The 26996-nt window shown below is 66.3% G+C and carries 26 protein-coding genes and 1 tRNA gene; 11 read left to right on the plus strand and 16 right to left on the minus strand.

The window, feature by feature from the left end:
• Positions 1–59: 59 nt before the first annotated feature.
• The 3 genes from ACWW1C_RS08765 to aceE form a co-directional block, all read right to left on the minus strand.
• Positions 60–980: an ACP S-malonyltransferase gene (locus ACWW1C_RS08765; RefSeq protein ID WP_455984202.1), complete on the minus strand. Its 921-nt coding sequence runs from the start codon at positions 978–980 to the stop codon at positions 60–62.
• A gap of 207 nt (positions 981–1187) precedes the next feature.
• Positions 1188–2420, minus strand: a complete 1233-nt coding sequence (locus tag ACWW1C_RS08770) for a PucR family transcriptional regulator (RefSeq protein ID WP_455983068.1) — start codon at positions 2418–2420, stop codon at positions 1188–1190.
• A gap of 119 nt (positions 2421–2539) precedes the next feature.
• Positions 2540–5329 (minus strand): pyruvate dehydrogenase (acetyl-transferring), homodimeric type, encoded by a 2790-nt coding sequence (aceE, locus tag ACWW1C_RS08775; protein ID WP_455983069.1) that lies wholly within the window; start codon positions 5327–5329, stop codon positions 2540–2542.
• 149 nt (positions 5330–5478) lie between these two features.
• On the opposite strand from aceE, the gene ACWW1C_RS08780 reads away from it, so the two are divergent.
• From ACWW1C_RS08780 to ACWW1C_RS08795, 4 genes are all read left to right on the plus strand, one after another.
• A complete protein-coding gene (locus ACWW1C_RS08780; protein WP_455983070.1) occupies positions 5479–6021 on the plus strand; it encodes a hypothetical protein in 543 nt (180 codons plus the stop codon).
• 118 nt (positions 6022–6139) lie between these two features.
• Positions 6140–6562 carry a DUF3052 domain-containing protein gene (locus ACWW1C_RS08785; protein WP_455983071.1) on the plus strand — a complete coding sequence of 141 codons (423 nt, stop codon included), beginning with the start codon at positions 6140–6142 and terminating at the stop codon, positions 6560–6562.
• 130 nt (positions 6563–6692) lie between these two features.
• A complete protein-coding gene (locus tag ACWW1C_RS08790) occupies positions 6693–7166 on the plus strand; it encodes a peroxiredoxin (protein ID WP_455983072.1) in 474 nt (157 codons plus the stop codon).
• A gap of 41 nt (positions 7167–7207) precedes the next feature.
• Positions 7208–7282 (plus strand) — tRNA-Val (locus ACWW1C_RS08795).
• Between the two features lie 42 nt (positions 7283–7324).
• Here ACWW1C_RS08795 and ACWW1C_RS08800 read toward each other — a convergent pair.
• The 9 genes from ACWW1C_RS08800 to ACWW1C_RS08840 form a co-directional block, all read right to left on the minus strand.
• On the minus strand, positions 7325–8035 hold the full coding sequence (locus ACWW1C_RS08800; protein WP_455984203.1) for an MgtC/SapB family protein: 711 nt from the start codon (positions 8033–8035) through the stop codon (positions 7325–7327).
• A gap of 201 nt (positions 8036–8236) precedes the next feature.
• Entirely contained in the window at positions 8237–9316 is a 1080-nt protein-coding gene (locus ACWW1C_RS08805; RefSeq protein ID WP_455983073.1) for a hypothetical protein, read from the minus strand.
• Positions 9317–9412: 96 nt separating this feature from the next.
• Entirely contained in the window at positions 9413–10615 is a 1203-nt protein-coding gene (locus ACWW1C_RS08810; RefSeq protein WP_455983074.1) for a hypothetical protein, read from the minus strand.
• An 18-nt stretch (positions 10616–10633) separates the two neighbouring features.
• Positions 10634–10870 carry a hypothetical protein gene (locus ACWW1C_RS08815; protein ID WP_455983075.1) on the minus strand — a complete coding sequence of 79 codons (237 nt, stop codon included), beginning with the start codon at positions 10868–10870 and terminating at the stop codon, positions 10634–10636.
• 86 nt (positions 10871–10956) lie between these two features.
• Positions 10957–11760, minus strand: coding sequence for a carboxymuconolactone decarboxylase family protein (locus ACWW1C_RS08820; RefSeq protein WP_455983076.1), 804 nt, complete (start codon positions 11758–11760; stop codon positions 10957–10959).
• Positions 11761–11776: 16 nt separating this feature from the next.
• Positions 11777–12589, minus strand: a complete 813-nt coding sequence (locus ACWW1C_RS08825) for a mycofactocin-coupled SDR family oxidoreductase (protein WP_455983077.1) — start codon at positions 12587–12589, stop codon at positions 11777–11779.
• Positions 12586–13416 (minus strand): mycofactocin-coupled SDR family oxidoreductase, encoded by an 831-nt coding sequence (locus ACWW1C_RS08830; protein ID WP_455983078.1) that lies wholly within the window; start codon positions 13414–13416, stop codon positions 12586–12588. The genes ACWW1C_RS08825 and ACWW1C_RS08830 overlap by 4 nt, the downstream gene beginning before the upstream one ends.
• A 20-nt stretch (positions 13417–13436) precedes the next feature.
• Complete coding sequence (locus ACWW1C_RS08835) at positions 13437–14894, minus strand: aldehyde dehydrogenase family protein (RefSeq protein ID WP_455983079.1); 1458 nt, start codon at positions 14892–14894, stop codon at positions 13437–13439.
• Positions 14891–16174 carry a cytochrome P450 gene (locus ACWW1C_RS08840; RefSeq protein WP_455984204.1) on the minus strand — a complete coding sequence of 428 codons (1284 nt, stop codon included), beginning with the start codon at positions 16172–16174 and terminating at the stop codon, positions 14891–14893. Before ACWW1C_RS08840 ends, ACWW1C_RS08835 begins: the two co-directional genes overlap by 4 nt.
• A 114-nt stretch (positions 16175–16288) precedes the next feature.
• On the opposite strand from ACWW1C_RS08840, the gene ACWW1C_RS08845 reads away from it, so the two are divergent.
• Together ACWW1C_RS08845 and ACWW1C_RS08850 are read left to right on the plus strand one after the other, a co-directional pair.
• A complete protein-coding gene (locus ACWW1C_RS08845) occupies positions 16289–16888 on the plus strand; it encodes a TetR/AcrR family transcriptional regulator (protein WP_455983080.1) in 600 nt (199 codons plus the stop codon).
• 181 nt (positions 16889–17069) lie between these two features.
• Entirely contained in the window at positions 17070–17909 is an 840-nt protein-coding gene (locus ACWW1C_RS08850) for a mycofactocin-coupled SDR family oxidoreductase (RefSeq protein WP_226521361.1), read from the plus strand.
• Between the two features lie 219 nt (positions 17910–18128).
• Here ACWW1C_RS08850 and ACWW1C_RS08855 read toward each other — a convergent pair whose 3' ends face one another.
• Entirely contained in the window at positions 18129–18725 is a 597-nt protein-coding gene (locus ACWW1C_RS08855; RefSeq protein WP_455983081.1) for a hypothetical protein, read from the minus strand.
• On the opposite strand from ACWW1C_RS08855, the gene ACWW1C_RS08860 reads away from it, so the two are divergent.
• Together ACWW1C_RS08860 and ACWW1C_RS08865 are read left to right on the plus strand one after the other, a co-directional pair.
• Positions 18712–20727 carry an Ig-like domain-containing protein gene (locus ACWW1C_RS08860; RefSeq protein WP_455983082.1) on the plus strand — a complete coding sequence of 672 codons (2016 nt, stop codon included), beginning with the start codon at positions 18712–18714 and terminating at the stop codon, positions 20725–20727. The genes ACWW1C_RS08855 and ACWW1C_RS08860 overlap by 14 nt on opposite strands.
• A 134-nt stretch (positions 20728–20861) precedes the next feature.
• Entirely contained in the window at positions 20862–22211 is a 1350-nt protein-coding gene (locus ACWW1C_RS08865; protein ID WP_455983083.1) for an aldehyde dehydrogenase family protein, read from the plus strand.
• Positions 22212–22219: 8 nt separating this feature from the next.
• Here ACWW1C_RS08865 and ACWW1C_RS08870 read toward each other — a convergent pair whose 3' ends face one another.
• The 3 genes from ACWW1C_RS08870 to ACWW1C_RS08880 are packed head-to-tail and all read right to left on the minus strand — an operon-like array spanning position 22220 to position 24156.
• Positions 22220–22558, minus strand: coding sequence for a thiocyanate hydrolase (locus ACWW1C_RS08870; protein WP_455983084.1), 339 nt, complete (start codon positions 22556–22558; stop codon positions 22220–22222).
• Positions 22555–23286: a thiocyanate hydrolase subunit gamma gene (scnC, locus tag ACWW1C_RS08875; protein WP_346414450.1), complete on the minus strand. Its 732-nt coding sequence runs from the start codon at positions 23284–23286 to the stop codon at positions 22555–22557. Before scnC ends, ACWW1C_RS08870 begins: the two co-directional genes overlap by 4 nt.
• A gap of 30 nt (positions 23287–23316) precedes the next feature.
• The gene (locus tag ACWW1C_RS08880) at positions 23317–24156 is read right to left on the minus strand and encodes an SH3-like domain-containing protein (RefSeq protein WP_455983085.1); all 840 of its coding nucleotides are present in this window, start codon (positions 24154–24156) and stop codon (positions 23317–23319) included.
• A gap of 376 nt (positions 24157–24532) precedes the next feature.
• Between ACWW1C_RS08880 and ACWW1C_RS08885 the strand changes: the two genes are divergently transcribed.
• The 3 genes from ACWW1C_RS08885 (at position 24533) to ACWW1C_RS08895 (ending at position 26996) form a co-directional block, all read left to right on the plus strand.
• Positions 24533–25330, plus strand: a complete 798-nt coding sequence (locus ACWW1C_RS08885) for a class II aldolase/adducin family protein (RefSeq protein ID WP_455984205.1) — start codon at positions 24533–24535, stop codon at positions 25328–25330.
• Positions 25330–26202: an alpha/beta fold hydrolase gene (locus ACWW1C_RS08890; RefSeq protein WP_455983086.1), complete on the plus strand. Its 873-nt coding sequence runs from the start codon at positions 25330–25332 to the stop codon at positions 26200–26202. Before ACWW1C_RS08885 ends, ACWW1C_RS08890 begins: the two co-directional genes overlap by 1 nt.
• A gap of 68 nt (positions 26203–26270) precedes the next feature.
• On the plus strand, positions 26271–26996 hold the full coding sequence (locus tag ACWW1C_RS08895; RefSeq protein ID WP_455983087.1) for a DUF5666 domain-containing protein: 726 nt from the start codon (positions 26271–26273) through the stop codon (positions 26994–26996).

Genomic DNA, 26996 nt, shown 5'->3' on the forward strand with positions numbered 1-26996 from the left:
TGTTGTGCCGGCACACCGGAGTTGGTGTGCCGGGTTGGTTGTTGCGGCAAGCGGGCCTGTCAGAACTCGGTGAGTCCGTCCAGGTCTGCAGGTGTCTTGATGGCGAAGGTGGGCACGCCCTTGACTTCGCGCTTGGCGATACCGGCGAGGGTGCCGGCCGGCGGGAACTCGATGATGCCGGTCACTTCCTGACCGTCGAACCGCTCGCGCAGGGTGGCCGAGCAGAGGTCCCAACGCACCGGGCGGGTCATCTGGGCAACCAGCTTGGCCATGGCGTCGGCGGCGTCGGTGACGGGCTGGCCGTCGGCGTTGGACAGCAGGGTGGTGGTCGGCTCGCCGGGGGTCACGGTCGCCGCGGCAGCCGCGTACGGCTCCTGCGCCGAGCCCATGAAGTGCGTGTGGAAGGCGCCGGCGGTGGCCAGCACCCGGACGCGGGCCTTGGCCGGCGGATCCTCGGCCAGCTTCTCCAGCGCCGAGACGGCACCGGCGGCGACGATCTGACCCGCCGCGTTGCGGTTGGCCGGGACCAGTTCGAGAGCTTCGAGACGGGCAAGCACCTCGGCCTCGTCGCCGCCGAGCACCGCAGCCATGCCGGTGGGCTCCAGGGCACAGGCCTTGGCCATCTCCGCGCCACGGGTGGCAGCGAGCTTGATGGCCTCGTCGGCGGAGATGACGCCCGCGATGGCGTAGGCGGCGATCTCGCCGACCGAGTGGCCGGCCACAATCGTGGTGGCTCCGGCCAGCAGGCCGCGCTTGGTCAGTTCTTCGTATGCCAGCAGCGTGGCCGCGACGACCAGGGGCTGGGTCACCGCGGTGTCGGTGATCTGCTCGGCGGTCGCCGTGGTGCCCAGCTGGGCCAGATCCAGGCCGCTGATCTGCGACCAGGTGGCGAGACGGTCAGCAGCGCCGGGCAGCTCCAACCAAGGGGTGAGCATGCCGGGCGTCTGAGATCCCTGCCCGGGGGCAAGCAGCGCAAGCACAGGTGTTTGAGGCACGGATTAAGAAAACACTGTGAAGCGGGTTTTATGCCGTGTAAGAGATTATGAACCTCGTCTTAAAGTTTTGTGGAATGTCTACAAAAACGCACGTTATGCAACGTCGGCGAGACCTCCCTGCGATGTGGATCACTCTGCCGGACCGCTAGTTACCGCTGGGTAGCCCTGTTTCGGGTGTCCTGATCAGGCGGTTTATTGGTTGGTTTGCGCCGTGTGACGGCTCAATCGGCCTACTGTCGAGGCCACACGAAGCACATACGCATCCCTGGGCACCATCGGATCGCGGCCGGTGAAGTCGGCGATCCGACGGAGGCGGTAGCGGACGGTGTTTGGATGAACGAACAATTTACGGGCGCACGCTTCTATGGCGCCGCCGGTATCGAGATAGGCGTCGAGCGTCTCAGAAAGCGCCGGACCCGCGTCTGCCAGCGGTCGGACCACCTCCAATTCCAGAGCGGCGATGGCCGAGCGATCGCCCAGCAACGCGCGTTCGGGCAGTAGCTCGCGGGCCGGCACCGGCCGGGGTGCACCGGTCCAGCCGCTCACCGCATTCATCCCCGCGATGGCTTCGGTGGCGCTGTAGTGCGCTGCCGCCAGCGTCGCGGCGGTGGGCCCGACCACCACGGGACCGTCGGCGAACACGGCCATCAGCTCGCCCAGGAAGCGGTCCGTGGGAGCGATCGGGCCGGACACGATCGCCACCAGCCAGGTGCCGTGCACGTCGGACAACGCGACCCGGCCGTGGCGGATGGCGACGTCGTGGACGTCCTCGCCGGCCAGGTCGGCGCGGTCGGGCTGCGGGAAACCCACCACGACGGTCGCGGGGGCGGTGGCGTCCCAGTTCAGTGCCGCAGCTTGTGACTGCAGACTGGTGCCGACATCGCCGCGCACCACGGCGTCGACGACGTTGGCCTCCATTCGAGTGTCCCAGGCGCCGCGGGCCTCGGCCTGGTCTGCGTAGGCGCTGGCCGCCGCGAACGCCAGGTCGCGGCTGTACCGCAGGATGCCGGCGGTCAGCGCGGTCAGCTGCTCCTCGGTGCGGGCCAGCAGCGGCACCACTTCCTCGAAGAACTCCATGGTGGTCCGCACCATCTCCACCGACTGCCGTAGCGCGATCCGGCGGCGCAGATCCTGGGGCACCACCTCGAAGGCCTCGGCGGTGTAGCTGACGTCGCTGTTCGGGTCGCGCATCCACTCGACGAAGTTGACGACCGCGGTCTGCACCACCAGATGGACGCTGGCGCGCTGGGAGGCCTCCAACTCGGCGAAGAACGGCAGCCGCTCTTCGAGGGCGTGCACCGCCTGCGTGGCCAATGTGCCGGAGTACTGCTTGAGGCGACGCAGCACCGTTTCCGGAACGTTCTCCAGCACTTCGAGCGTCGACTTGGGAGGAACGAACCGCTTGCCGGCTGCGTTGTCGGGCATGGCTAAAAGCTACGCCTGATTTCTGGAGATTTCCGCCAATCCTGGCGCGCCGAGATGACGGTTCCTGACGGGTATCGGGCGTTTTTCGTCAGAAACCGTCATGTCGGCGCATGTAGGGCCTAGGCGCTGCCGGTGTCGGCGTACGACACCTCGGCAGCCGAGACGTCGTCGATCCGGTACTGCTTGGCGGCCGCGACGGCCACCGACGGGTCGATCTCGCCGTCGCGAGCCAGTGCCTCCAGCACCGCCACCACCACCGACTCGGCGTCGGTGTTGAAGTAGCGCCGGGCCGCCGGGCGGGTGTCGGAGAAGCCGAACCCGTCGGTGCCGAGGGTGACGTAGGTGTTCGGCACCCACGGCCGGATCTGCTCAGGTACCGCTCGCATCCAGTCGGACACCGCCACCACGGGCCCCGCGGTCTTCGCGAGCTGGGCAGTCACATACGGCACCGGCGCCTGCTGGTCCGGGTGCCGCAGCGCATGCCGGTCGATGGCGACGCCGTCGCGGTTCAGCTCGCCCCAGCTCGTCACCGACCACACGTCGGCCGCCACATCCCAGTCCGCGGCCAGCATGTCCGCCGCCCGCAGCGCGTCGGGCATCGAGACCCCCGAGGCCAGGATCTGCGCTGTGCTCGAACGCTTCTCGGTCGCGGCGCGGAACCGGTACATACCGCGCAGCACGCCCTCGGGGTCGAAGTTCTCGGGCTCGGCCGGCTGGATGTACGGCTCGTTGTAGATGGTGATGTAGAAGTAGACGTTCTCCGGGTCCTCGCCGAACATGCGCTCGAGACCGCTCTCGATGATGTACGCGATCTCGTACGCGAACGCCGGGTCGTAGGCCACCACCGCGGGGTTGGTCGAGGCCAGCAGCAGCGAGTGCCCGTCCGCGTGCTGCAGGCCCTCGCCGGTGAGCGTCGTGCGCCCGGCGGTGGCGCCCAGTACGAAGCCGCGGCCCATCTGGTCGGCCGCCGCCCAGAACCCGTCACCGGTGCGCTGGAACCCGAACATCGAATAGAAGATGTAGATCGGGATCATCGGCAGGTCGTGCGTGGCGTACGACGTCGACACCGCGGTGAACGACGCCGTCGAACCGGCCTCGTTGATGCCCTCGTGCAGGATCTGGCCGACCTCGGATTCCTTGTACGCCAACATCAGATCGGCGTCCACGGCCGTGTAGAGCTGGCCGTTGCGGTTGTAGATCTTCAGGCTCGGGAACCACGAGTCCATGCCGAACGTGCGGGCCTCGTCGGGGATGATCGGCACGATGCGCGGCCCGATGTTCTTGTCCCGCAACAGTTCTTTGAAGGTACGCACCGTCGCCATGGTGGTGGCGACAGCCTGGTTGCCCGAGCCCTTCTTCAGCGATTTGTAGGTGTCGCGGCCCGGCAGCGGCAGCGGCTTGGACTTGGTGCGCCGCTCCGGCAGGAAGCCGCCCAGTGTCCGACGCCGGTCGAGCATGTACCGGAGCTCCGGCGACTCGGTGCCGGGGTGGTAGTACGGCGGCAGGTACGGGTTCTCCTCGAGCTGGGCGTCGGTGATCGGCACCCGCGTCGCGTCGCGGAACTTCTTGAGGTCGTCGAGCGCCAGCTTCTTCATCTGGTGCGTCGCGTTGCGGCCCTCGAAGTGGCTGCCCAGGGTGTAGCCCTTGATGGTCTTGGCCAGGATGACCGTCGGCTGGCCCTTGTGCTCCATGGCCGCGCGGTAGGCGGCGTACAGCTTCCGGTAGTCGTGGCCGCCGCGCTTGAGGTTCCAGATCTCCTGGTCGGTCATCGGGTCGACCAGCGCCTTGGTACGCGGGTCGCGGCCGAAGAAGTGGTCGCGGACGTACGCGCCGTCGTTGGCCTTGTAGGTCTGGTAGTCACCGTCGGGCGTGACGTTCATCAGGTTCACCAGCGCGCCGTCCTTGTCGGCGTGCAGCAGGGCGTCCCATTCGCGGCCCCACACCACCTTGATGACGTTCCAGCCGGCGCCACGGAAGAACGACTCCAGTTCCTGGATGATCTTGCCGTTACCGCGGACCGGGCCGTCCAGACGCTGCAGGTTGCAGTTGACGACGAACGTGAGGTTGTCGAGCGCCTCGTTGGCGGCGACCTGGATCAGGCCGCGGCTCTCGGGCTCGTCCATCTCGCCGTCGCCGAGGAACGCCCACACGTGCTGATCGCTGGTGTCCTTGAGTCCGCGGTCGTGCAGGTAATGGTTGAAGCGCGCCTGGTAGATGGCGTTCATCGGGCCCAAACCCATTGACACCGTGGGGAATTCCCAGAAATCGGGCATCAGGCGGGGGTGCGGGTACGACGGCAGGCCGCCACCGGCGTGGCTGTGCTCTTGGCGGAAACCGTCCAGCTGGTCGGTCGACAGGCGGCCCTCGAGGAAGGCGCGGGCGTAGATGCCGGGGGAGGCGTGGCCCTGGATGAAGATCTGGTCGCCACCGCCCGGGTGGTTCTTGCCGCGGAAGAAGTGGTTGAAGCCGACCTCGTACAGCGAAGCCGACGACGCGTACGTCGAAATATGGCCGCCCACACCGACTCCCGGCCGCTGCGCGCGGTGCACCATGATCGCGGCGTTCCAGCGGATCCAGCGGCGGAAGCGGCGCTCGACCTCTTCGTCACCGGGGAACCACGGCTCCAAGTCGGTGGGGATGGTGTTGACGTAGTCGGTGGACGTCAGCGCGGGGATGGAGACGCGCATCTCACGCGAGCGCTCCAACAGCCGAAGCATCAGGTAGCGGGCACGCGCGGGCCCCGAGCGACCCAACAGGTCGTCGAACGATTCCAGCCATTCGGCGGTCTCGTCTGGGTCGATGTCGGGTAGGTACGACGCGACGCCATCACGGATCACCCGGACCCGGTCGGGTTCGGCTGAGGTACTGGAGTTTTGAGCCAGGTCTTGGCGCACGAACTCAGTGGTCAACTGCCACTCCTTGGTATTCGATTTTGGGGATGCTTTTGGCACTGCCCATCGTCCCCCCATCGTTGCGCAGATTAGGCGTTGGGGTGGGCTACCGGCGAGTACGCGTTCGGATGACCCGGATTGGCACATCGACCCTGTACGGTCAGCTGATGATGACCAGCGCGGCAGGTGTGTCGCGGCTTCGCGCAGCCGCTTTGGTGTTCGGGGGCGTGGCGGTATCCGCCATGGTGATCGTCGGCTGCAGTAAGTCTGTCCAGGGCAGTTCCACGGTCGACCAGCCCGGCGCGGCGGCGTACCGCACCTCGGTGTCGCTGTCGGCGGCAGCGGCGGCCAGTGCGAGTTCGTCGAGCGCTTCCGCGGCGGCGACAGAGGCTGCCTGCCAGACGTTCGTCGACACCGGCAAGCCGGCCATGCAAGCGGTCAATGCTTACGTCGACGCCGAGAACGCCGGCGGCACCGACCCCGCCAAGCTGCAGGCCGCGGTCGACGCACTGCACCACGCCGCCGACGCGGTGACCAAGAGTGCGACGACGGTGCAGTCCGACACCCTCAAGGGAGCGCTTGCCGGCTGGTCGGCGGCGGCGCAGGCGCTGGCGACGGCGATCAGCACCAACGCGTCGACCTCTGATTTCAATGCGGCGGTCGACGCGTTCAACAACGCCAAGTCGACCACCGAGACAGCGTGCGGGTAGGACACGCGCTGATCTTGTCGACCAAAGATGTGTCTTGCGTCGAATGAATCGTCGCCGCGTGCGACTATTGGGTTCCACACACACGGACTGCAAACAAGCAGGTTAGAGGAGGACACCGGTGGCCCCGGCGGACGCGCCGAACTACGCCCAGAGACTGGGCATTCATAAAAATCAGATCGTCCAGGAGCTGGGTTGGGACGAGGACACCGACGACGACATCCGTCTCGACATCGAAGATGCGTGCGGCGGAGAGCTTCTCGACGAGGATTCTGACGAAGTCGTGGACGTCGTGCTGCTGTGGTGGCGTGACGATGACGGTGACCTGGTGGACCGCTTGATGGATGCGATCACCCCGCTCGCCGATGACGGCGTGATCTGGGTGGTGACTCCGAAGACCGGCAAGGGTGGCCACGTCCAGCCTGCCGAGATCGCGGAGTCGGCACCGACCGCCGGGCTGGTCGTCACGTCGTCGGCCAACCTCGGGGACTGGATCGCCAGCCGCCTCGTGCAGCCCAAGTCGAAGGCTGCGGGCCGGCACTAGTGGTCGGCGCTCGGGAGGCGTCGCAAGGTAGGTCCGAAGGGCCCGTCTCTCTGCGACAAATCCGTTGTTCGTGGGAAGTCGCCGCCGCGAGCCTGACTGAGCGGCGGAATTGCGGCCCCATTTTCGCCATGTGGTCAGGTTCGCGATCGTGATCGCCGTCGGGTCCGTCGCGCCGGACTTCACTCTCAAGGACCAGCACGGTCGCGCGGTGACGCTGTCGGCGTTGCGTGGCAAGTCTGTGCTGCTGGTGTTCTTCCCGCTGGCGTTCACGCCGGTGTGCGCGGGGGAGTTGGGTGAGATTCAGGAGAACCTGGCCCGGTATCGGAATTCCTCGGTGGAAACGCTGACCATCTCGGTCGGCCCGCCGGCCACCCACAAGGTGTGGGCCCGGGAGTCGGGCTTCGAGTTCCCGATCCTGTCCGACTTCTGGCCGCATGGCGCGGTGTCCCAGCTTTACGGGGTTTTCAACGCTGACGCCGGCTATCCGGACCGGGGGACATTCCTCGTGGATCGGAACGGTGTGGTGCGGTTCGCGGAGTGCACGTCACCGGGCGAGGCGCGGGATCAGTCGGTCTGGGTTTCGGCGCTGACCGCGCTCGACTGATTTTCCCTTGGCCGCCATCGGCGTGTAGCGTGCCCGAGGCGGGGCGCGTAGCTCAGTGGTAGAGCTCTGGTTTTACACACCAGCGGTCGGCGGTTCGATACCGTCCGCGCCCACCAAATTTCCCCTGGCAGCCGTTTTGTCGACCGGCAGGGCTGTTTCTAGTCGACCGGGCTCATGTCGTCGGCGCTCCAGCGCACCGCGGTGACAGCGGGCGCCTTGATGACATCGGCGAGGGCGGCCTCGATGCGGTGGTCATCGCGTTCGTCGGCGATGACGGTGGCCGTGATGCGGACCCCTTCGTCGTCGGGCAGGTCGACCGCGGCGATGGATCGCACCGTGAGGTTGGGGTGCGAGATGGCATCGAAGATGAGACTGCGGATGTGGAGCTCGGCGGTCGTCGCGCACCGCACCTCGAATCGGTATTCGGCAGAGGACTCTTCGGCGCCCGGGCGGCGATGACGGTCCAGCGTGCGCCCGACCGGCCGCAGGAAGATGTTGGCGGCGATCACCGCGCAACTTCCGATGACGGCGGGCAGCATCAGTCCACCGCCGGCGAGGGCGCCGATGGCGGCGGAGGCCCACAGGGTGGCCGCGGTGTTGAGCCCGGAGATCGTGGCGCCCTGTTGCATGATCACGCCGGCGCCGAGGAAGCCGATACCGGATGCGACCTGGGCGGCGACCCGGGTGGGGTCGGCGTGTTCTCCCGCAAAGGTGTAGCCGCCCATGATCACGAACAGAGTCGACCCCAGGCTGACCAATGCAGCGGTGCGTAATCCCGCGTTGCGGGAGCGCCACTGTCGCTCGAGCCCGATCGCCGCGCCAAGACCCAGGCCGGCGGCGATCCGCAGCGCGATATCCAGTGTGTCGATCACCTTGTGCTCCTGTTGCTTTCGAGTTCCACGGCGCGCTCTCGGCGCGTTCGTGGCTGCGACGGCAGTAGGGGCGGATGGTAGGGACAGCGTGCGAACTCAAGGTGAACGGCGGCTGACCCGCAGTGCACTACGAGACGCGGATAACGTTGTATCCGTATGGATTTCACATAGCTGCGGCAGCTCGGGTTCTACTGGACCTCAAGCCGCGGCCGGCGCGGGCGACGCGGTCTTCTGGTCGCGGGTCTTCTTGCTGAACTTCGGCTTTGGCTTCTTGGGGCCGGCTTTCTTCTCGGTCTTGCTGCCGGTGTCCGACGTGCCAGGGCCGGCGTTTGAGGTGGTTGCTGCCCCGGTGGTATCCGGCTTGGTGTCTGTATCTGTCCCTTTACTGGGGGTCGCCTTCGAGAGCGCTTCGGGCGCTGTGGCGTCCTTGGTGTCCGTCGGGTCCCTGGGGTCGGTGGCCGCGGGCTTGGCTGCCGTCGGTACGGGCTTGACCTTCGTCGCGGTGATCTTCGGTATCGCGGTGGCCGCGACCCCTGCTGCCGGCGTGGGCGTGGTGGCTGCGATGGGTGCCGGCTGGGTCGCGAGCGCCTTGGCGATGGTGTTCTGCGCGAAGGCGATTCCGTTGATCACGTTGCCGGCGCCGGTGTTGAGGCCCTGGACGACGAGTTTGACGCCATCGACGACGGCCGTGACGAGATTGCCGATGTCGATGGGGAGTAGGGCCGCCACGACGTTCTGGGCGGCGATGATCGCCGAGGTCGCGACGGCGTTGAATCCGCCGAGCAGGCCGGTGCCGAGACCGATCAGCGCTACCGGGACTGCCTGCACCAACGCCTGGTCCACCGCCAGCGCGCGTTGGTCGCGCGCGATCATGGACACCAGGATCGGTCCGCCGATGACGGTGACCGCACCGATCACTCCGGCTTCAACAGTGCCGAGGGCGCCCACGAGGTTGCGGGCCAGTATCTGTTGCGCGACAGTGACCACGAGTCCCGGGATGGCGCTGATGGTCTGCCCGACGCCCTGGCCTGCTTTGGCCAGGCCCGCCCCGATTGTCACGAAGTCGGTGATCTGATTGGCGACCCACTGCTTGAACGCGGGGAACTGCAGGATGTCCGCGATCGTCGCGGTGAGCTGGATGTCCGGCATTTGGACGCTGTGAATCACCGGTGCTGGGAGGGCAGTCAACACGGGTGGCGGCGGAGCGGTGACGATGATGCCCGCGGCCATGACGGCGGCGGCGGTGGGCAGGCTCAGACGGGCTGTGAGTGTATGCATTTGAAAGCTCCTGACCGAGGGTGTGGAACTCAAGCAATATTGACGGTAGCGACAAATTTGCTTGGGTGTGGAGCTATCGCAAATGTTGGACCGCAGTCAGTGCTGCGGACGGTGCTCGTCGGGGTGGAAGCTGCCGGGTGCCATTTTCGGGGCCTCGGGTTCGGCCGCCAGAGTCCGGCGCAGCCGCTGGCCCAACTCATGGTTCTGCACCGGCTTGCCGACGTGCGGGGCGAGCGCGCGCGCAATGGCCTGCAGGACGGGCTCTCGGGGTGGGATCGGGATGAAGTGGTCGCCGATGACCAACCAGCCGCCACCGCCGGCGGCTGCGCCACCGAACAGCTTGCCGACCAGGTCGGGCAGGTCGAGGCCTCCGGCCGGAACGTGCAGCTGGGCGAGCACCGACACCGTGTTGTTGTACTGGTTGGTCGCGTAGACCCGCGATCCGTCGGGCGAAACCGTAACGGTCCCTGCGTAATTCCCGATTTTGACGGTGTCCGACACGGTCATGGTGGCACTGTCGATCCGACTCACATCGCCGGTCAGTTGGGTGGCGTACACCGCCGAACCATCGGGCGCGACGGCGATGTCGGTGAGCTCCTGGCCAAGCGGGAAGGTGATGCCGGTGGTGACCGTGCCGGTGCCGACGTCAACCACGGTCACATTGCTGGTGGTCATGCCGAACTTGACCTCACCCAACACGTAGAGACGACTGTTGTCGGGGCTGACGACGAATCCGCCGATCGGCTTGTTGAACGCGAACGTCTTGACCACGCTGTGGGTGGCGGTGTCGACGGCCCAGATCAGTCCGTCGTTGTAGCCCGTGACATACAGCCGGGCGCCATCGGGGCTGACGGCCAGATAGTAGGCCCCATCAACTTTGATGGTTCCGGTCACGGCATTCGTTGCGGTGTCGACCAGCATGATCTTCGGGTCGGGATTGCCACTGCTGTCGCCGCCCGAAGCGAGGTAGACGGTGGAGCCGTCGGGGTGGATTGCCACCTGTCCGCCCCAGTCGAACGGAACCACGGCCACAACGGATTTGGTGTTGATGTCGATCGTCGACATCCCACCGAAGCCGTTGCAGTACAGCCGCGTACCGTCCGGGTGCACGACCAATTGTTGGAGGCCCTGCAATCCGACGCCGGGTCCGATGGTGTCGATCACCGTGTTGCTTACCGTGGCGATCACCGAGACCGTCGGGTTGGCGATGTTCCCGACGTACAGGCGGTCACCGTTCGGGCTCGGCACCGCCGCCCTGGGACCTCCGCTGTCCGGAATCGTTGCGATGACTGCCAGCATGGCGAAGGCTCCTCGGATTTAGAGCGATTCGATAACGCGAGTCGCGGTGGGCAGGTCGACTCCGGCCTCGTCGCGGTAAGCCTTGATGGCAGCGATCTTGTTGCCGGCGGCGAGCAGTTCGCGCACTCGCGCCGATACCTGTGATTGCGCCATCGACCGTACATCGGGTAGCGGAATCCCGGTCTGTGCGTAGAGATGTCGGACCAACTGTTCCAGTGCGCCGAGCCGTTCGTAGATGTCGTTCGTCGTCGTCACGTCGCCAGTGTGGCACCAATGTGCCGTGTGCGGACCGAAAGCGCCATCAAGTACCGGTGGGCTCCGGGTTGATTGACTGCCGGTGATCAGCCGGCTTCGTCGGCCTCCGCAGCCCATTCCTGGGTGACGCGCCGTTTCTGCTCGGCGGCAACCTGACTGAGATGTGCGGCTTTGGGCCATCCGCAGTGCGCGGCGAAATGCAGCGTCAGTTCGTCCATCTCGTCGAACGACACATCGCCGCTCTTCAACGCGGCGTAGACGTGGCTGACGATGGGAAAGGGCGCGTCCTGGAAGGCCACGCAGGCCACGGTGATCAGGCGCCGTTCCTTTCGGTCCAGCCCAGGCCGCAGCCACATTTCGCCGAACACGAAGTTCAGGATGCCGGCGCCTTGGAATGGGTTGTCCTGGTGGGGCGCAAACGGCAGGCAGTTGATGTCCTTGAAGCACTCCGCGCCGACGGCCAGCCGTTCTTCCGGGTCGCTGGGAGTGGATAGCGGCAACAGCGCCTCGGGGTCGGGCACCGGCAGGCCCCGCTCCTGATGGATCCGGCTCCACTCCTGGTCGACGATCGTGTTGAAGCGGGACGCCTTCGGCCACCCGGCGTACACCGCGAAATGCAGTACGGTTTCCCGGATTTCGCGGATCGTGATGTCGCCGCTGTTCAGCGCGGCATAGACATGCGCGCGCAACGGGTCTTCGGCATCGGCGTCCGCGACACAGGGGAGGGTGATGAAGCGCCGTTCACGCCGGGTCAGTCCCGGGCGCTGCCACACGTCGCCGAAGACCACATCCATCAGGTGATCGTCCACCGGTGTGGAGTGCGATGGTGCGGGAACCGTCATGACGTCGGCGTAGGCGCGCCGGCCGCGGTCGATGTCCGGTCTCGTCATGCTTTTCCTTTCTGGCTCACCGAATCGTGACGCCGGCGTCGACTTTGAATTCGAGGCCGGTGACGTATCGGGACTCGTCGGACACCAGGTACAACACGGCGTTGCTGATATCGATGGGCTCGGCCATGACGACCGGTAAGGCATTGGCGAAAAGCGGTGCCAGATCAGGTCGTTTATCCCGGATCAGGCCATGCAGGGAAGCTGGCTGCATTCCGGTCGGTACCCCGGTGGGATGCACCGTGTTCACCCGAACACCCTGCGCGGCAAGCTCATTGGCCAGACTCTTGCTGAGTCCCACGATCCCATGCTTGGACGCGGTGTAGGGCAGGTGCAGCGGGGTGCCTTTGGTGCCGGCGGCAGAGCTGATGTTGACGAGGCTGCCGCCGCGGTCGACCAGGTGGGGCAGCGCCGCCGAGCACGTGTTCCACGTGCCGATCAGGTTCACATCGACGACGGTGCGCCATTGTTCGGCGGTAGTGGCGTCCCACGTTCCCGCCGTGAGTACACCGGCGTTGGCAACGGCACCGTCGAGACCGCCCAGCTGCCGGACGCCGTCGTCAACCGCGGCCCGCATTGCGTCGGCATCGCGAACATCGACGACGTGTGTCACGGCGCGGCGGCCGTATTCCCGGACAAGCCTGGCGGTTTCGTCGAGGTCCTCGCGGGTAGCCAGTGGGTACTCCAGGACCGAGAGGGACGCGCAGACGTCCACGAGGAGGAGATCGGCACCCTCCTCGGCCAGGCGCGTGGCGTGGCTGCGGCCCATTCCGCGTGCTGCGCCCGTGATCAGGATCTTCTTACCGGCGACTCGTCCGGTTGCCGTGCTCATAGCTTGTTGCAGAAGCCGGCGTCGACCGGGAGGGTGACTCCGGTGATGTATTGCGCGGCATCGGACACCAGGAAGGCCACGGCATGACTGATGTCTTCAGGCTCGAGCAACCCGACCGGCATGGGGTTCTGCAGGTGTGGTCCGCCGTCGGGGTAGTTCTCCAAGAATGCCGTCATCACCGGGTTCACTGCCATCATGGTGTTGACCGCGGTCGGGTGCACGGTGTTTACCCGAATGCTCTGCGGCGCCAGCGCATTGGCCAGAGTCCGCATCAGCCCGACAATTCCGTGCTTGGATGCCGCATAGCCCAGGCCGCCGGCCTGTGAACCGCCGAAGCCCTTCAAACCCGCTGTCGAGCTGGTGAAGACGATGGACCCGCCGCGCCCGCCGTTGATGAGATGCGGGATCGCCGCCTTGGCGGTGTGCAGGGCGCCGGTCAGATTGACGTCGATGACGTCGGTCCACATCTCGAGTTCTTCTTCGATGGTCAGTTCACGGAACGCCATCGTCGCGATACCGGCGTTGGCGCAGACGATGTCGAGACGGCCGAACTGCTCGACGCCGGCGTCCAGCGCCGACTTGAGTGCGGCGAAGTCGCGGACGTCGGCGACCGCGGCGACGATCTTGCCGCCCGCTGATTCGACCAGTTCCGCGGTTTCGTCGAGTTCGTCACGGCTGGCCATGGGGTAGCCGTTCGAGGCGATATCGGCGCAGATGTCCACAGCGATGATGTCCGCACCTTCCCTTGCCAGGTGCACGGCGTGGCTGCGCCCTTGTCCACGGGCCGCTCCGGTGATGAAAGCAACTTTCCCGTCCAACGATCCCATCTGAACTCCTTGTCGTGCACTCAAAGTTGGGCGTAAACCGTCTTGGTCTTCAGGAAGCTCTCGATGCCGTCGCGTCCCCACTCGTGGCCCCAACCGGACTGCTTGTAGCCGCCGAACGGCATCGAATGGTCGAACACCATCTGGCAGTTCAGCGTGACGGTGCCGGCGTCGAGACGTTTGGCGAGCCGGTGTGCGCGGCCGATGTCCTTGGTCCAGGCCGTCGCGGCCAGCCCGTACTCGGAATCGTTGGCGAGGGCCACGACTTCGTCGTCGTCATCGAACGGCAGGATCGCGACCACCGGACCGAAGATCTCCTGCTGGTACAGCCGCGCGGTCGGCGCGACATCGGTGAGAACCGTTGGGTGCACGAAGAACCCACTGCGATCCAGCCGGTTTCCGCCGGCGACTATCTCAACGCCATCCCGGCGGCCCCCGTCGATGAAGCCCAGCACCTGGTCGAGTTGCTTGGCGCTGATGATCGGGCCGATGAGGACGCCGTCCTCTGTCGGTGCACCGAGCTTCACCGAGTTCGCGATGTTGGCGACGCCCTCGACCACCTTCTCGTACACATTGCGCTGCGCGAAGATTCGCGATCCGCTGATGCAGCCCTGCCCGGAATGGATGAAGATGCCCATTGCCGCCATCGTGATGGCGGTGTCCAGGTCGGCATCGTCGTAGATCAGAACCGGTGACTTGCCGCCCAATTCGAGCGCGACCCGCTTGAGGTTGCCGCCGCCGGCGGCCTGCACGATCTGCTTGCCCACCTCGGTGGAGCCGGTGAAGGCCACCTTGTCGACGCCGGGATGTGCAGTGATCGCCGCCCCGACAGTGTGGCCGTATCCGGTGACGAGGTTGACCACGCCGTCCGGCACGCCGGCCTCGGCGAGGATTCGCTCCAGCAGCAGGGCCGAAAGCGGGGTTTCCTCAGCGGGTTTGACGATGCAACTGCACCCCGCGGCGAGCGCAGGTGCGAGCTTGGTGCAGGCGTTGAATACCGGCCCGTTCCACGGGAAGATCAGCCCGACCACCCCGTACGGCTCCTTGAGGGTGTACGCGTGCATCGTGGTGAACGCCCCCGTGATGCCACCGGTCTGCTGCACGTCGTGGGCGATGCCGTTGAGCTTGGTGCACCAGCCCGCGTAGTAGCGGAACGATTCGGCGCACGTCGACATGATCATGGATGCCTGGAAATACGGCATTCCCGTGTTCAGCGAATCGATCTGGGCGAGTTCATCGGCGTGCTGGTCGATCAGATCGGCCACTCGCCACAGCACTTTCGCCCGCTCACTACCGGGCAACCCGCTCCACACGCCCGACGTGAAACTCTCACGCGCACGGGTGACGGCCGCGTCGACGGCTGCGGCGCCGCCGTCCCGGAACTCAGCGATCACTTCCTCGTTGGCGGGGTTGATGATCGGGATGACGTCGCCGGTTCCGGGCCGACTTGCGATGTCATCCAGGACCGACTGCACCGTCATCGCCGCGCCTCGGTGAATTCGATGTGCAGCTCGGTGAGGCCGCGCAGGAGGAACGTCGGCTCGTAGCCGTAGTTGCGGTTGCCGGGTGCGCCGTGCTTGGCCTCACTGATCCGGATGTCGCGTGTGCGGTCGAGCAGGCGGTTGATGGTGACGCGGCCCTCGACCCGGGCCAGGGGAGCGCCGGCACACGTGTGAATGCCACGGCCGAAGGCGATGTGTTCGCGGACGTTCTTGCGATCGAGTCGGAACTCGTTGGGATTCTCGAACTTTCGGGGGTCCCGGTTGGCCGCCCCGAGACACAGCATCATCACGGTGCCGGCCTTGACCGGCACGCCGCCCAGGGTGGTGGACTTGCGGCAGAGACGGAAGTCGACCTTGGTGGGGCTCTCGATGCGCAGTGCCTCCTCGATGAAAGGGGAGATCAGGTCGCGGTTCTCCCGCAGGTGCTGCTGGAGCTCGGGGTTGTCGCCCAGCACCTTGACCGCGGAGCTGAGCAGCTTCGTCACGGTTTCCTGGCCGGCGGCGAACAGGAACGTCGCCGGGCGAACCACCTCCAGCAGCGGCGGGACGGAGCCGTCGGGATAGGTTGCGGTCGCCAGCCCGGTCAGCACATCCTCGCGCGGGTTCTCGCGCCGGTCGGCGATATAGCCGCTGAACAGATCGTCAAGGTACTGAAGGGGATTGGAGCCCACAGGCTCGTGGTCCAGGGCACCGACCGCGGATCCCGGCACGTTGCCGGCTCCGAGGTTGCGCCGTATCTCGGGGCGATCATCCTCGGGCACGCCGAGCAGGTCCGCGATCGCCAGCGTGGCGAACGGCTTGCCGTACTCGCCGAGGAATTCGCACCGGCCGTTCGCGATGAACTCGTCGAACTGCCGGTCGGCGAGGCCCCACATGTAGTCCGAATTCTCCTGCAGGCGCCGTGGTGTCAACAGCCGGCTCAGCAGGGATCGGGCGTTCTCGTGCTCGGGCGGATCCATCACCACCATGTGTTCGAAGATCGGGAACTCGTGACGGTGCGCCTCGATGAGCTCGCTGATGTCGTCCCCGTCCGGGGTGAACGGGAGCGGCGGGAACGGGCCGCCGATGGCATTGACCGCCGAGAACGAGTCGACATCCTTGAAGGCGGCCTGGACTTCTTGGTACCCGGTCACCGCCACCACGCCGTAGTGCGGTTCGCGAACGACAGGCCCCTGCTGACGCAGATGATCCCAGTACGCGTACGGGTCCTGGGCGATATCGGGGTTCGTGAAGTAGTCGACGTCGGCGAGGTCGGCCACTGTGGACTTGGGCTGCATGACAGCAACTCCTGATCGATCGATCAAAATGTTAGACTGCCGTATGCCTATCACGCGCCGCGACGGCCGGTCAAGCATTTCGGGGCGGGCTCGTCGATGACCCAGGCGCGGAAATCGAAGGCCGATGACGGCGGCGCCCGGCAGCGCCTGATCGAGGCGACGGTGCAGATCATGCACGACGAGGGGTACGCCGCGGCCACCTCGCGGCGGGTCGCCGCCCAGGCCGGCGTCAAGCAGGCGCTGGTCTATTACTACTTCCCGACCATGGACGACCTGTTCGTCGAAGCGCTGCGCGCGGGCGGGGAAGTGGCGCTGGAACGGCTGCGGGAAGTGTTGCTCGACGAGGACCCGCTGCGGGCGTTGTGGCGCATCAACAGTGATCCGCGGCAGACGGTGCTGAGCACTGAATTCATGGCATTGGCCAACCACCGCAAGGCTGTTGGTGTCGAATTGAAGGCCTACTCGGAGCGCGTGCGGGACATCGAGACCGCAGCGGTGACCCTCGTTCTGCGGTCCGGCGGCGTGGATTTGACCGCCTACCCGCCGGTGGTGCTGTCCATGATCGTCGCCCAGATCGCGCGCAGTGTCGGCAACGAGGCCGCGGTCGGTGTGACCCGTGGTCACGAGGAACTCCGCGACTTCATCGACCGGCAGATCGCGCTGCTGACGAAGTCCGCGGAAGTCGTGCGCGACTGACCTTCGGCCGGCTGGGTCGGTGGGCTCGCCTGCGCGGCGACGCCACCACCTTCATCACATCTCGTCATTGACACTGTGCGGCGTCTCGTGCAATGGTTCCTGATCGATCGACCAAATTTTGCGTCGACGGACCGAACCGCCTTTCTGCGGCGGCGGCGACAACCAACAGCGAGGTGGATTCATGGCGGGACGGGTAGAGGGCAAGGTCGCATTCATCACCGGAGCGGCCCGTGGTCAGGGGCGTAGTCACGCGGTGCGGCTCGCCGAAGAGGGCGCCGACATCATCGCCATCGACATCTGCGGTCCCGTGAGCAGCAACCCCCAGATCGCACCCGCGACGCGGGACGACCTCGCCGAAACGGCGGATCTGGTCAAGCAGCTGAACCGGCGCATCGTCACCGCCGAGGTCGACGTGCGCGACTACGCCGCGGTCAAGGCTGCTGTCGACAACGGCGTCGAACAGCTCGGCCGGCTGGACATCATCTGCGCCAATGCCGGTATCGGCAACGGCGGCCAGACGCTGGACCACACCAGCGAAGAAGACTGGACCGACATGATCGACGTCAACCTCTCCGGCGTCTGGAAGTCGGTCAAAGCCGCAGTGCCGCATCTTATTTCGCAGGGTCAAGGTGGCTCGATCATTCTGACCAGCTCGGTGGGCGGACTCAAGGCCTACCCGCACACGGGGCACTACATCGCGGCCAAGCATGGTGTGGTCGGGTTGATGCGGACCTTCGCCGTGGAGCTGGGTCACCACTCGATCCGGGTGAACTCGGTGCACCCGACGAACGTGAACACCCCGCTGTTCATGAACGAGGGCACCATGAAGCTGTTCCGTCCCGACCTGGAGAACCCGGGCCCGGACGACATGAAGGTCGTCGCACAGATGATGCACGTGCTGCCGGTGGGCTGGGTCGAGCCAGTGGACATCAGCAATGCCGTGCTGTTCCTGGCGTCGGACGAATCCCGTTATGTGACAGGTCTTCCCATGACTGTCGACGCCGGAAGCATGCTCAAGTAATCCCTTTCGCGCCAACTGCATCGCAACCAACTGAATAGGAATCAACCCAACGGCAACGGAGCCAAAGCCCATGGCCAGTACCAGTTCTCGTATCAACCCGCTGTTCGCCGCCGCCGCACCCGACGTGCCCGCGTCCCACGCCTGTCCGAGAGTTGCCAAGCTCGGTGGCTATGGCGGCCTGGCGGTCGCGGCCTGGCTGGCCACCGCAGTGGCGACCGGTCATGGAGTTGCCGTCGCGGATACCGCCGGTGGGTCGGCGAGTTCATCGTCATCGAGTTCGGCGAGCGCGTCGGCTGGGTCGACATCCTCGGGTTCGACCGGCGGAACATCGGGCGCTGCGGGCGGTGCGACGTCCGAGCCGACGGGGACCACCGGTACGACCGGGACGGCGGGGGCCACGGGAGCGACCGGTGCCACAGGAACCACGGGCCCCGCCGGTGCCACCGGATCGTCTTCTGTCACAGGGACGTCGGGCACGTCACCGACATCCGGATCGACGTCGTCGAGCACCGAGGTGGGTTCGGGGGTGGTCGTCAGCAGCAGTGGGGGAGCCCACACCGGCAGTTCGTCGACGACTCCGACGGGCGACGCGCACGAAAGCGGCAGTGCGGCAACCGGATCGGCCAAGTCGCGCACGAGTGCCAAGTCCTCGTCCAAATCGAGTACTAGCACCAAGTCTGTGGCCAAGTCGACCCGTGCCGAGACCACCAGCGCTGCCTCGGCGGCCTCGGCACAGTCGACGTCGAACGTCGCCGTCAGCACGACCGTCACCACCAAGGCCACCGCGGCGACCGTGCCGTCCGTGGCCGCTCCCACGACGCAGACGACGCAGCTCGCCGCGACCGCCGCGATGGCCACGGTCGCGACACCCGCCGCCGTGACGACTCAGGTCCTCTCTCCGGCAACGGGTTTGGCGGGCTTTCTCAACAGTGTGGTGACCAAACTGCTCAACCCGTTCGTGAAGCCGGCACCCAACACGGCGGACCCGTTGACCCCGGCGGTGTGGGCGGTGCTGGCCTGGGTGCGGCGCACCGTGTTCAACCAGGCTCCGACGATCGCCTACAACCCGACCACCACGGTCCAGACCGGGCAGACGCTGACCGGCAACCTCGGCGCCTCCGACGCCGAGGGCGATGCCCTGACCTACAAGGTGACCCAAGGGCCGAAGTACGGCACCCTGACCATCGATCAGGCCACCGGCAACTTCACCTACACCCCGAACGACATCAATTACACGGCGGTGCAGACCGATTCGTTCTCAGTGTCGGTGACCGACGGCAAGTTCAACCTGCTAGGCCTGTTCAGCCCGCACAGCGCCAAGGCCGGCATCGACGTTTCGGTGCTCAACCCCGAAGTCGAGCGGGTGATCCTGAACCTGCCCGGCACCATTGCCAGCCCGGCGAATCCGCGCTACTCGGCCGACGGCCAATCCATCTTCTTCGCCGGCCAGCCGACCACCGGGGGCCGCTCGGAGATCTACCAGATCAAGACCGACGGAACGGCGCTGCAATGTGTGACCTGCGGTGTCACCGTCAGCGAAACCGGAAATCTGGCCAAACCCGTTCCCGTCGATGATGGTTCGGGCCGCGTGTTGGTGCTGGTGAACGTCGCCGGGCAGACGCCGCGTTACTCCATGCTGGAGACCGGAATCAATGGGACCCAGCTGGTTTCGATCACCACGCCGGCCGGCGGTGGTTACGCCATCGATCCGCAACGCGAGATGCGGGTGTCGCCGGACGGCACCCACGTGTTGTACACCCGAATCGTGATCGGGCCCAACAACCTTCTGCAGGCCTTGCCGATTGTCGGCACACTCACCCGCGCCGATACCGGCTATACGGTGACCGATGCCCGGGTCGTGTACCCCACCGGCGAAGGCAAGCAGTGGACGCCGGACGGCAAAGGCGTGGTGATCCTCGGCGGCCAGTTCGACGCCGGCAACGTCGACGATATCGAGGTCGACCTCGCCACCGGCAAGGCGACCAGGGTGACTGCCAACCTCGACTACGACGAGGACATGGACTACTCGCCCAACATGCAGTGGATCGCCATCGGCAGCACCCGCGGGCTGGACGCACTGACCCCGATGACGCGGATCATCCGGCAGAACTTCCTGCCGGTGTATGTCGGCGCACCCGTGTACCTGGAGTGGGCGAGCCCGGTCAACATCTCCAACCAAGAGTGGATCGTCGCCGTCGGCGATGAGCTCAACCGGGAGAACGGAGTTCCGCTGTTCGACACCGGCGACGGGTACGCCGCCCGCAGCATGCCGAGCTGGAATCCCGATGGCACCGCAGTCACGTTCTGGGAGTCCAGCGCCACCGATCCGACGGTGTCCCGACTGGTCATCGCGAACCTGAAATACACCACCAGCGTCGGCCCGGTGGCCGCGGACCGGTCGACCCCGAGCTCAGATTCGTGGGCCCCCGCTCTCGGCACCTACGTCGCTGCCACGACACCCCTGCCGGCCACCGGAACCTATTCGGGGAAGGGTGGTGGCACCGCGGTCGTGACCGAGGCGCCGGACCCGAACGATGCCACGCGGACCGTCCGTACCGTCACCTACAGCAACTATGTGAACGAACTGGGTGAGATTCTCAACGGCACCGAATCGGCCGATTACAACGCCAGTCAGACGACGGTCCATTACCTGGCCGACATCACCGTGACCGGAGCCCACACCGGCTATCTGACGGCTGACGCGAACATCAACGCCTTCCAGCAGTCGTTGACCGGCACCATCACCTCCAGTGTCGACGGCGATGTGCAGTCACTGCCGGATCCGGATGCGGCCCACCAGGCACAGCAGGACGCCTAACAGCCTGCCATTGAAAGGACCGCATCATCGGAAGTATCGACGAATTACCCAGTGGTGCAATACTGCTCGGCGAGGATCGCGTCACGGGATCCTCCGGAGGGACGCACCACCATGTGTATCCCGGCACCGGTCGCGTGAACGCCGTTGTCGAGATGGCCGGAGCCGTGGAAGTCGACAAGGCGGTCGAGACGGCCGCGCGGGCTCAGCGAACCTGGATGGCGTACCCGCCCGACCGGCGCCGCGACATCTTGTTCGACCTGGCGGACCTCATCAGTGAGCACCACGCCGAGTTCGCCCGGATCAACACCCACGACTACGGCGTGCCGACGTCGTTGGCCGCGACGTCAGTGCTGACCGAGCGGTTCTTCCGGTTCTACGCCGGGTACGTCGACAAAGCCGATGGCGCAAGCACTCCCGTTCCGGGCGGCTTCGACCTCAATCTGGTAGAGCACGAACCGTACGGCGTTGTGGGCGTCATCGCGCCATGGAACGGCGCGCTCGTGGTGATCGGGCTGGCGGTCGCTCCGGCCCTGGCTGCGGGCAATGCCGTCGTCGTCAAGCCGTCGGAACTTGCGCCATTTGCGGCACTGCGGTTCGGCGAGCTGTGTCTGGAAGCCGGCTTGCCGGCCGGGCTCGTCAATGTGCTGCCCGCGGGAGCAGAGGGTGGCGAGGCTCTCGTGCGGCACCCCGGAGTGGGCAAGGTTCATTTCACGGGAGGCACCGCCACTGCCCGCAGGGTGCTGACGGCCGCCGCGGAGAACATCACCCCGGTGGTCGCGGAACTCGGTGGCACAGCTGCCGCCATCATCTTCGACGACGCTGACCTGGAGGCCGCCGCGAACCTGTCCGCGCACCAGGGGCCGATCATGCAGGCCGGGCAGAGCTGCGCCTGCAGTAGCCGAATCCTGGTTCACGACAACGTCTATGACGCGTTCATGGAGAAGTTCCTCGCCGCTGTCACGCGAGCGCCGATCGGCGACCCGCTGCGCTCGGATGTGCTCTTCGGCCCGGTGATCAACCAGGCCGCCGTCGACCGCGTCCTGGGCACCATCGCGCGGGCGACCACCGAAGGATCCGGCGATCTCGTGCTGGGCGGCAACCGGATCGGCGGCGAGCTGGCCGCAGGCTTCTACGTCGAGCCGACGGTGTTCGCGGACGTCGACAACCGCTCATCCCTGGCCCAGGAGGAGACGTTCGGGCCGGTCGTGTCGGTGCTGCGGTTCCGCGACGACGCCGAGGCCGTGGACCTGGCCAACGACACCCGCTACGGACTCAACGCATTCGTCCACACCACGAATCTGCAACGCGCCCATACCGTGTCACGGCAACTTGAGGCGGGGTCGATCTGGGTGAACAGCCGAAGCGACATCCAACCCCAAGGTCCCTACGGCGGATACAAACGCAGTGGGATCGGCCGGTCGGGCGGAATCGAAGGCCTCCGAGAGTTCCGCCAGACCAAGAACATCCGGATCAAGGTGTCCTGACCGCGGGGTCAGGCCTCCAGCCTGGCCCGAACACTCGCGAGTCGTTGCTGCAACTCGGCCTCGCTGATGACGCCGCGGGCGACCAGTGAATGTGCGAGCGAGACCAACTGGTTCTCCGGGTACGGCAGGCTCGCGTACACGGTGGCCGAGAGGGCATCCTCCTCGTCGCGACGTTCTTTGAAGCTGAGAACCTCTGTGTCGCAGGCGGAATGGTCGAGCGCGTCGCACAGTCCGTCGAGGCTGGTTTTCCATGGGGGAACCGGGTTTTCCACACCCCACTTCGCGGCCATGCGTGCCCAGACCTGGTCGCGCTCCACGATGTCCCGCAGCGGTGCGATCTCGGTCATCCGGCTGTCCCTGGGTGCATCGCCGGACGCGTCGTCACGATCGCGTTGGTGGTCACGCCCGGCTTGGGGAGCGCTACCCCGATCAGGCAGTCGCGCGTGATGATCTCGGCCAGTTGGTCTTCGGTCCACCCGTCGGTGCCCTCGGGGCGCATCGGCATCACCATGAACCGGTGCTTCTGGTTGGAGTCCTCGACCCTGACCTCGATGTCGTCCGGCAGGTACAAGCCGAATTCGGCCAGCACCTGGCGCGGCCAGCGGACCAGGCGCCGCCGGTAGTTGGGCGTGCGGTACCACTCCGGCGAGTTTCCCAGAATCGGCCGGGGATAGCACGAGCACAGCGCGCAGACGATGACGTGATGCACCGTCGGTGTATCGGCGAGAATCTGGAACGCGACGAAATCGCTTGGGGTACCGAACCCCGTCGGCTCCAGCCAGTCGACACCGACGGCCTTGCTCGCCGCCAGTGAGTCGTTGACGGCGAGTTCGGCGAACTCGGGATCGAGCCAGGCACGTGCGACGAGCCGGGCCGCCGGGGTGGGGCCGATCTGCTCGGCGAACTCGGTGAACCGTCGATGCTCCTCGGCGGTGAAAATGCCCTTCTCGATGCACAATTCGCGCAATGCGATCTCGAGGACCTCGAAGTCGGTGATCTCGTCGACCATGGGCTTCACGGTGCGGGCGTGATCGTGGTCATGATCGTGGTGGTGATCGGAGCCGTGATCCGACATGCAAATCCTTTCTGGCAACAGGGAATCGAGCTAGGTGGCTGCTTCCAGCCAGCGTTCGGGGATTTCGGTGCGCAAGGTGTCCTGCGCCGTGCCGGTGTAGTCGTGCCACAGTTCGGACTGGTTGAACTCGACGACGTAGAACCACTCAGGGGGAGCCTCGGGGATGTCCCAGGTCTCGTCCTCCGGCGCCGGACTTTCGTAGGCCAGTACGGCGATCCTGCCGGTCGCGCCGCGCACGTACTCCGGGGTGCGGGTGTAGAAGATCACCGGCAGCTCGCGCACCGTCACCGCGTCGCCGACCTTGAACTTCGGCGTGCCGGCCTGCCCCGCGTAAATCTGCGGATCGCCGATGCCGACGGCATCGATGTGGTGCTTGTTGCGCTTGACGTTCGCGCCGTCGCCTTCCGACCGGGGCGTGGCTTCGAGGGTCTTGCCGTCGAGTCCGCCCTCGTAGCGCGCCTTGACCTCGGCCATGCGCTCCATGAGCTCGCCGAGGGCGATGTGGTGCTTCTCGAGCAGGACCCGCGCGACCGACAGCAGCCACCGGCCGTAATAGGGGAGACCCAGATACTCCGCCCGGCCGACGTCGACGTTGCCGATCCGGCGCCGCTCCTCCGACAGCCAGATGCCGCGCCAGGCCAGCACCTCGCAGATGACGTACGTCATGTGTTCCCACAGCTCGTACTGCTTGTTGACGTACTCCATCGGCGCATCGGGCTCACCACCCACGTCGTGCACCGGTTTCAGGTACGCCTGGATGCGGGCGGAGTCCAGCATGTCGGGGTAGGGGGCATCGGGAAGTTCCGGATAGGACGATTTCAGTCGGGACACCAAGCCCAGCTGGGCTGCGCGCTCGGCCGCTGTGCTCATGACAGCTCCTCGTGTTGTGCAGACGCGACAAACTGACGCGAGGGTCGATCCCGCATCAAACACGTACTGAGGAACGAACGCACCCCCGCGTCCTGGCTCACTTGACTACCCAGCGACGATAACGCGGTCGCGGCGGCCACGTGCCGCTTTGGTGGTATTCGTAGAACCTGTTGGCAGACAACGCTATTCGGATGCGACTGGGCGGTGGTCGGCGGGTGGCGGCCCCACCTGCGGTCCGCTGGGGCACCGATCGAGTTCGCTGCGGCGGTTGTCGGCAGATCTCCGTCTTTCCCCAGCCGACGTGACGTGTGATGCTGTGCTCGGTATCGGCGTCGGAAGGGCCTGGGCGATGGACGTGAACACGATCAGCGACGACATGCGGGAACTGCTGGAACGCGCGCTCGGCCCCTTGCCCGATTCATGCGACCTACCCATTCCACCCATGGGACTGTCGGTCGAGGAAGAACGCGAGCAACGCAAGCGTGACCTCGCCGTCGCGTTCCGGGTGTTCGGCAAGCTCGGCTTCTCCGAAGGCGTCGCCGGGCACATGACCGCTCGCGATCCGGAGCACCCGGAATTGTTCTGGGTGAACCCGTTCGGCATGAGCTTCAACCAGATTCGCGTCAGTGACCTGATCTGCGTCGACCACCAGGGCCGCGTCGTGCACGGCACGCGACCGGTCAATGCGGCAGCGTTCACCATCCACGCCCAGGTGCACAACGCGCGGCCCGACGCCGTCGCCGCCGCTCACACGCATTCGCTGTACGGCAAGGCGTTCTCGGCCTTGGGCATCCCGCTGGAGCCGCTCACCCAGGACGCCTGCCCCTTCTACGAAGACCAGGGCCTCTACCTCGACTACCGCGGTGTGGTCCTGGCGGAGGAAGAAGGCAAAAACATCGCCGCCGCGATCGGTGACAACAAGGCAGCCATCCTGCGTAACCACGGCCTCATCACCGTCGGCACCTCGGTCTCGGCGGCCGCCTGGTGGTTCGTCACGATGGAGCGGTCGTGTCAGGCGCAACTGCTCGCGATGGCTGCGGGTGCGCCCACCGTCATCGACCACGACACCGCCAAGTTGGTGCACAGCCAGATCGGCAGCGACCTGGTGGCCTGGTTCCAGTTCCGGCCGCTGTGGGAGCAGATCGTCGCCGGCCAGCCGGACGTCTTCGACTGATGGGACTGTTCCCGGGGTTCACCGACGCGCGGCTGGCCGTCAACGGCGTCGAGATTCAGGCTGTCGTCGGCGGCTCCGGCCCGCCGCTGCTACTGCTCCACGGCGCGCCGCAGTCCCACGTGATGTGGCATCACCTCGCACCCCGACTGGCCGAGCGGTTCACCGTCGTCGCGACGGACCTGCGCGGCTACGGCGACAGCTCGAAACCGCCGGGCGGCGGCGACCACGCCGACTACAGCTTCCGGACCATGGCCGCCGATCAGGTCGCGGTCATGAAGCAGCTCGGCCACGACGTCTTCAGTGTCGTCGCCCACGATCGCGGTGCCCGTGTGACGCACCGGATGCTCCTCGATCACCCCGAGGCCGTCACCCGCGCGGCGTTGCTCGACATCGTCCCCACCAAATACGTCTACGACCACACGGACCGCGCGCTGGCCACCGCCTACTTCCACTGGTTCTTCTTCATCCAGCCGGCGCCGCTGCCCGAGCTGATGATGCAACCGGCGGCGGGCGTCCTGCTCAAGGCCTTTCTCGGGGCGTTCGGCGGCACGGACTGCTACGACCCCGAGGCCATGGCGGAGTACGAGCGCTGCTTCTGCACCCCGGAAGCCATCCACGCCATGTGCGAGGACTACCGCGCCGCCGCCGGCATCGATCTGCGGCACGACGCCGCCGACGAGGGACGGATGATCGAGTGCCCGTTGCTGATCCTGTGGGGGTCGCGCGGCGTGGTCGGGCAGCTGTATCAGCCGCTCGAGGTGTGGCAGCGGTACGGCAGCGACGTCCACGGCCTCGCCATCGACGCCGGCCACTTCCTGGCCGAAGAGCGCCCCGACGAGACGTTCGCGGCGCTGGACGAATTCCTCAGTTGAGCGCGGCGCCCAGCGTCTTCATATCAATATCTGAGCTGATTCATTGCTGGACCGTTCACTGTGGGCTCATGTCCACCACATCCCGTACCCGCCGCTACGGCGTCGTCACCCTCGCCGGATTCGCTGCGCTCTCCCTGGCGGCATGCGGATCGTCCAACACGCCGTCGGCCGGCTCCACCGCCGGCAGCTCGTCGCCATCGTCCGCCAGCCCCGCTCCCGCGGGTCCCGGGGGTCCGGGGGGTCCCGGCGGCAAGGACCGGCTGTCCGGGCTGGTCAATTCGGTGACGGGCGGCACCGTGTCGATCACGGGCAAGGACGGGCCGGGCACCGTGAATATCACCGATTCGACCCGCATCACTCAGCTCGGCCCCGGTCAGCTGACGGACGTCACGGCCGGTGAATGCGTCGCAGTCCGCCCGGTCAAGGGCAGCAACGACACCGGGTCCGCGGTCACGGCCGCCAACGTCCTGGTCGGCCGGCCCGGCAACGCGCAATGCGGTCAGAAGGGCGGAAAGCGCGAGCACGGCATCAACGGCACCGTCGCCTCGGTGAACGGCGGCACGATCATGGTCACCGACGCCGACAACGCCCAGATCACCGTGACAGTGACGCCCGATACCCGCTACACCAAGAGCTCCAGTGCCGACGCGAAGGCGATCGCCGCCGGGATGTGTCTGGGCGCGCGCGGTACCAAGGACGGCAACGGCGCCCTGCAGGCGACGTTCGCGATGGTCCGGCCCGCCGTGAACGGGGCGTGTGGCGGGGGCGGGGGTGGTGGGCACGACCACCACTGA

The sequence above is a fragment of the Mycobacterium sp. HM-7 genome (assembly GCF_053852335.1).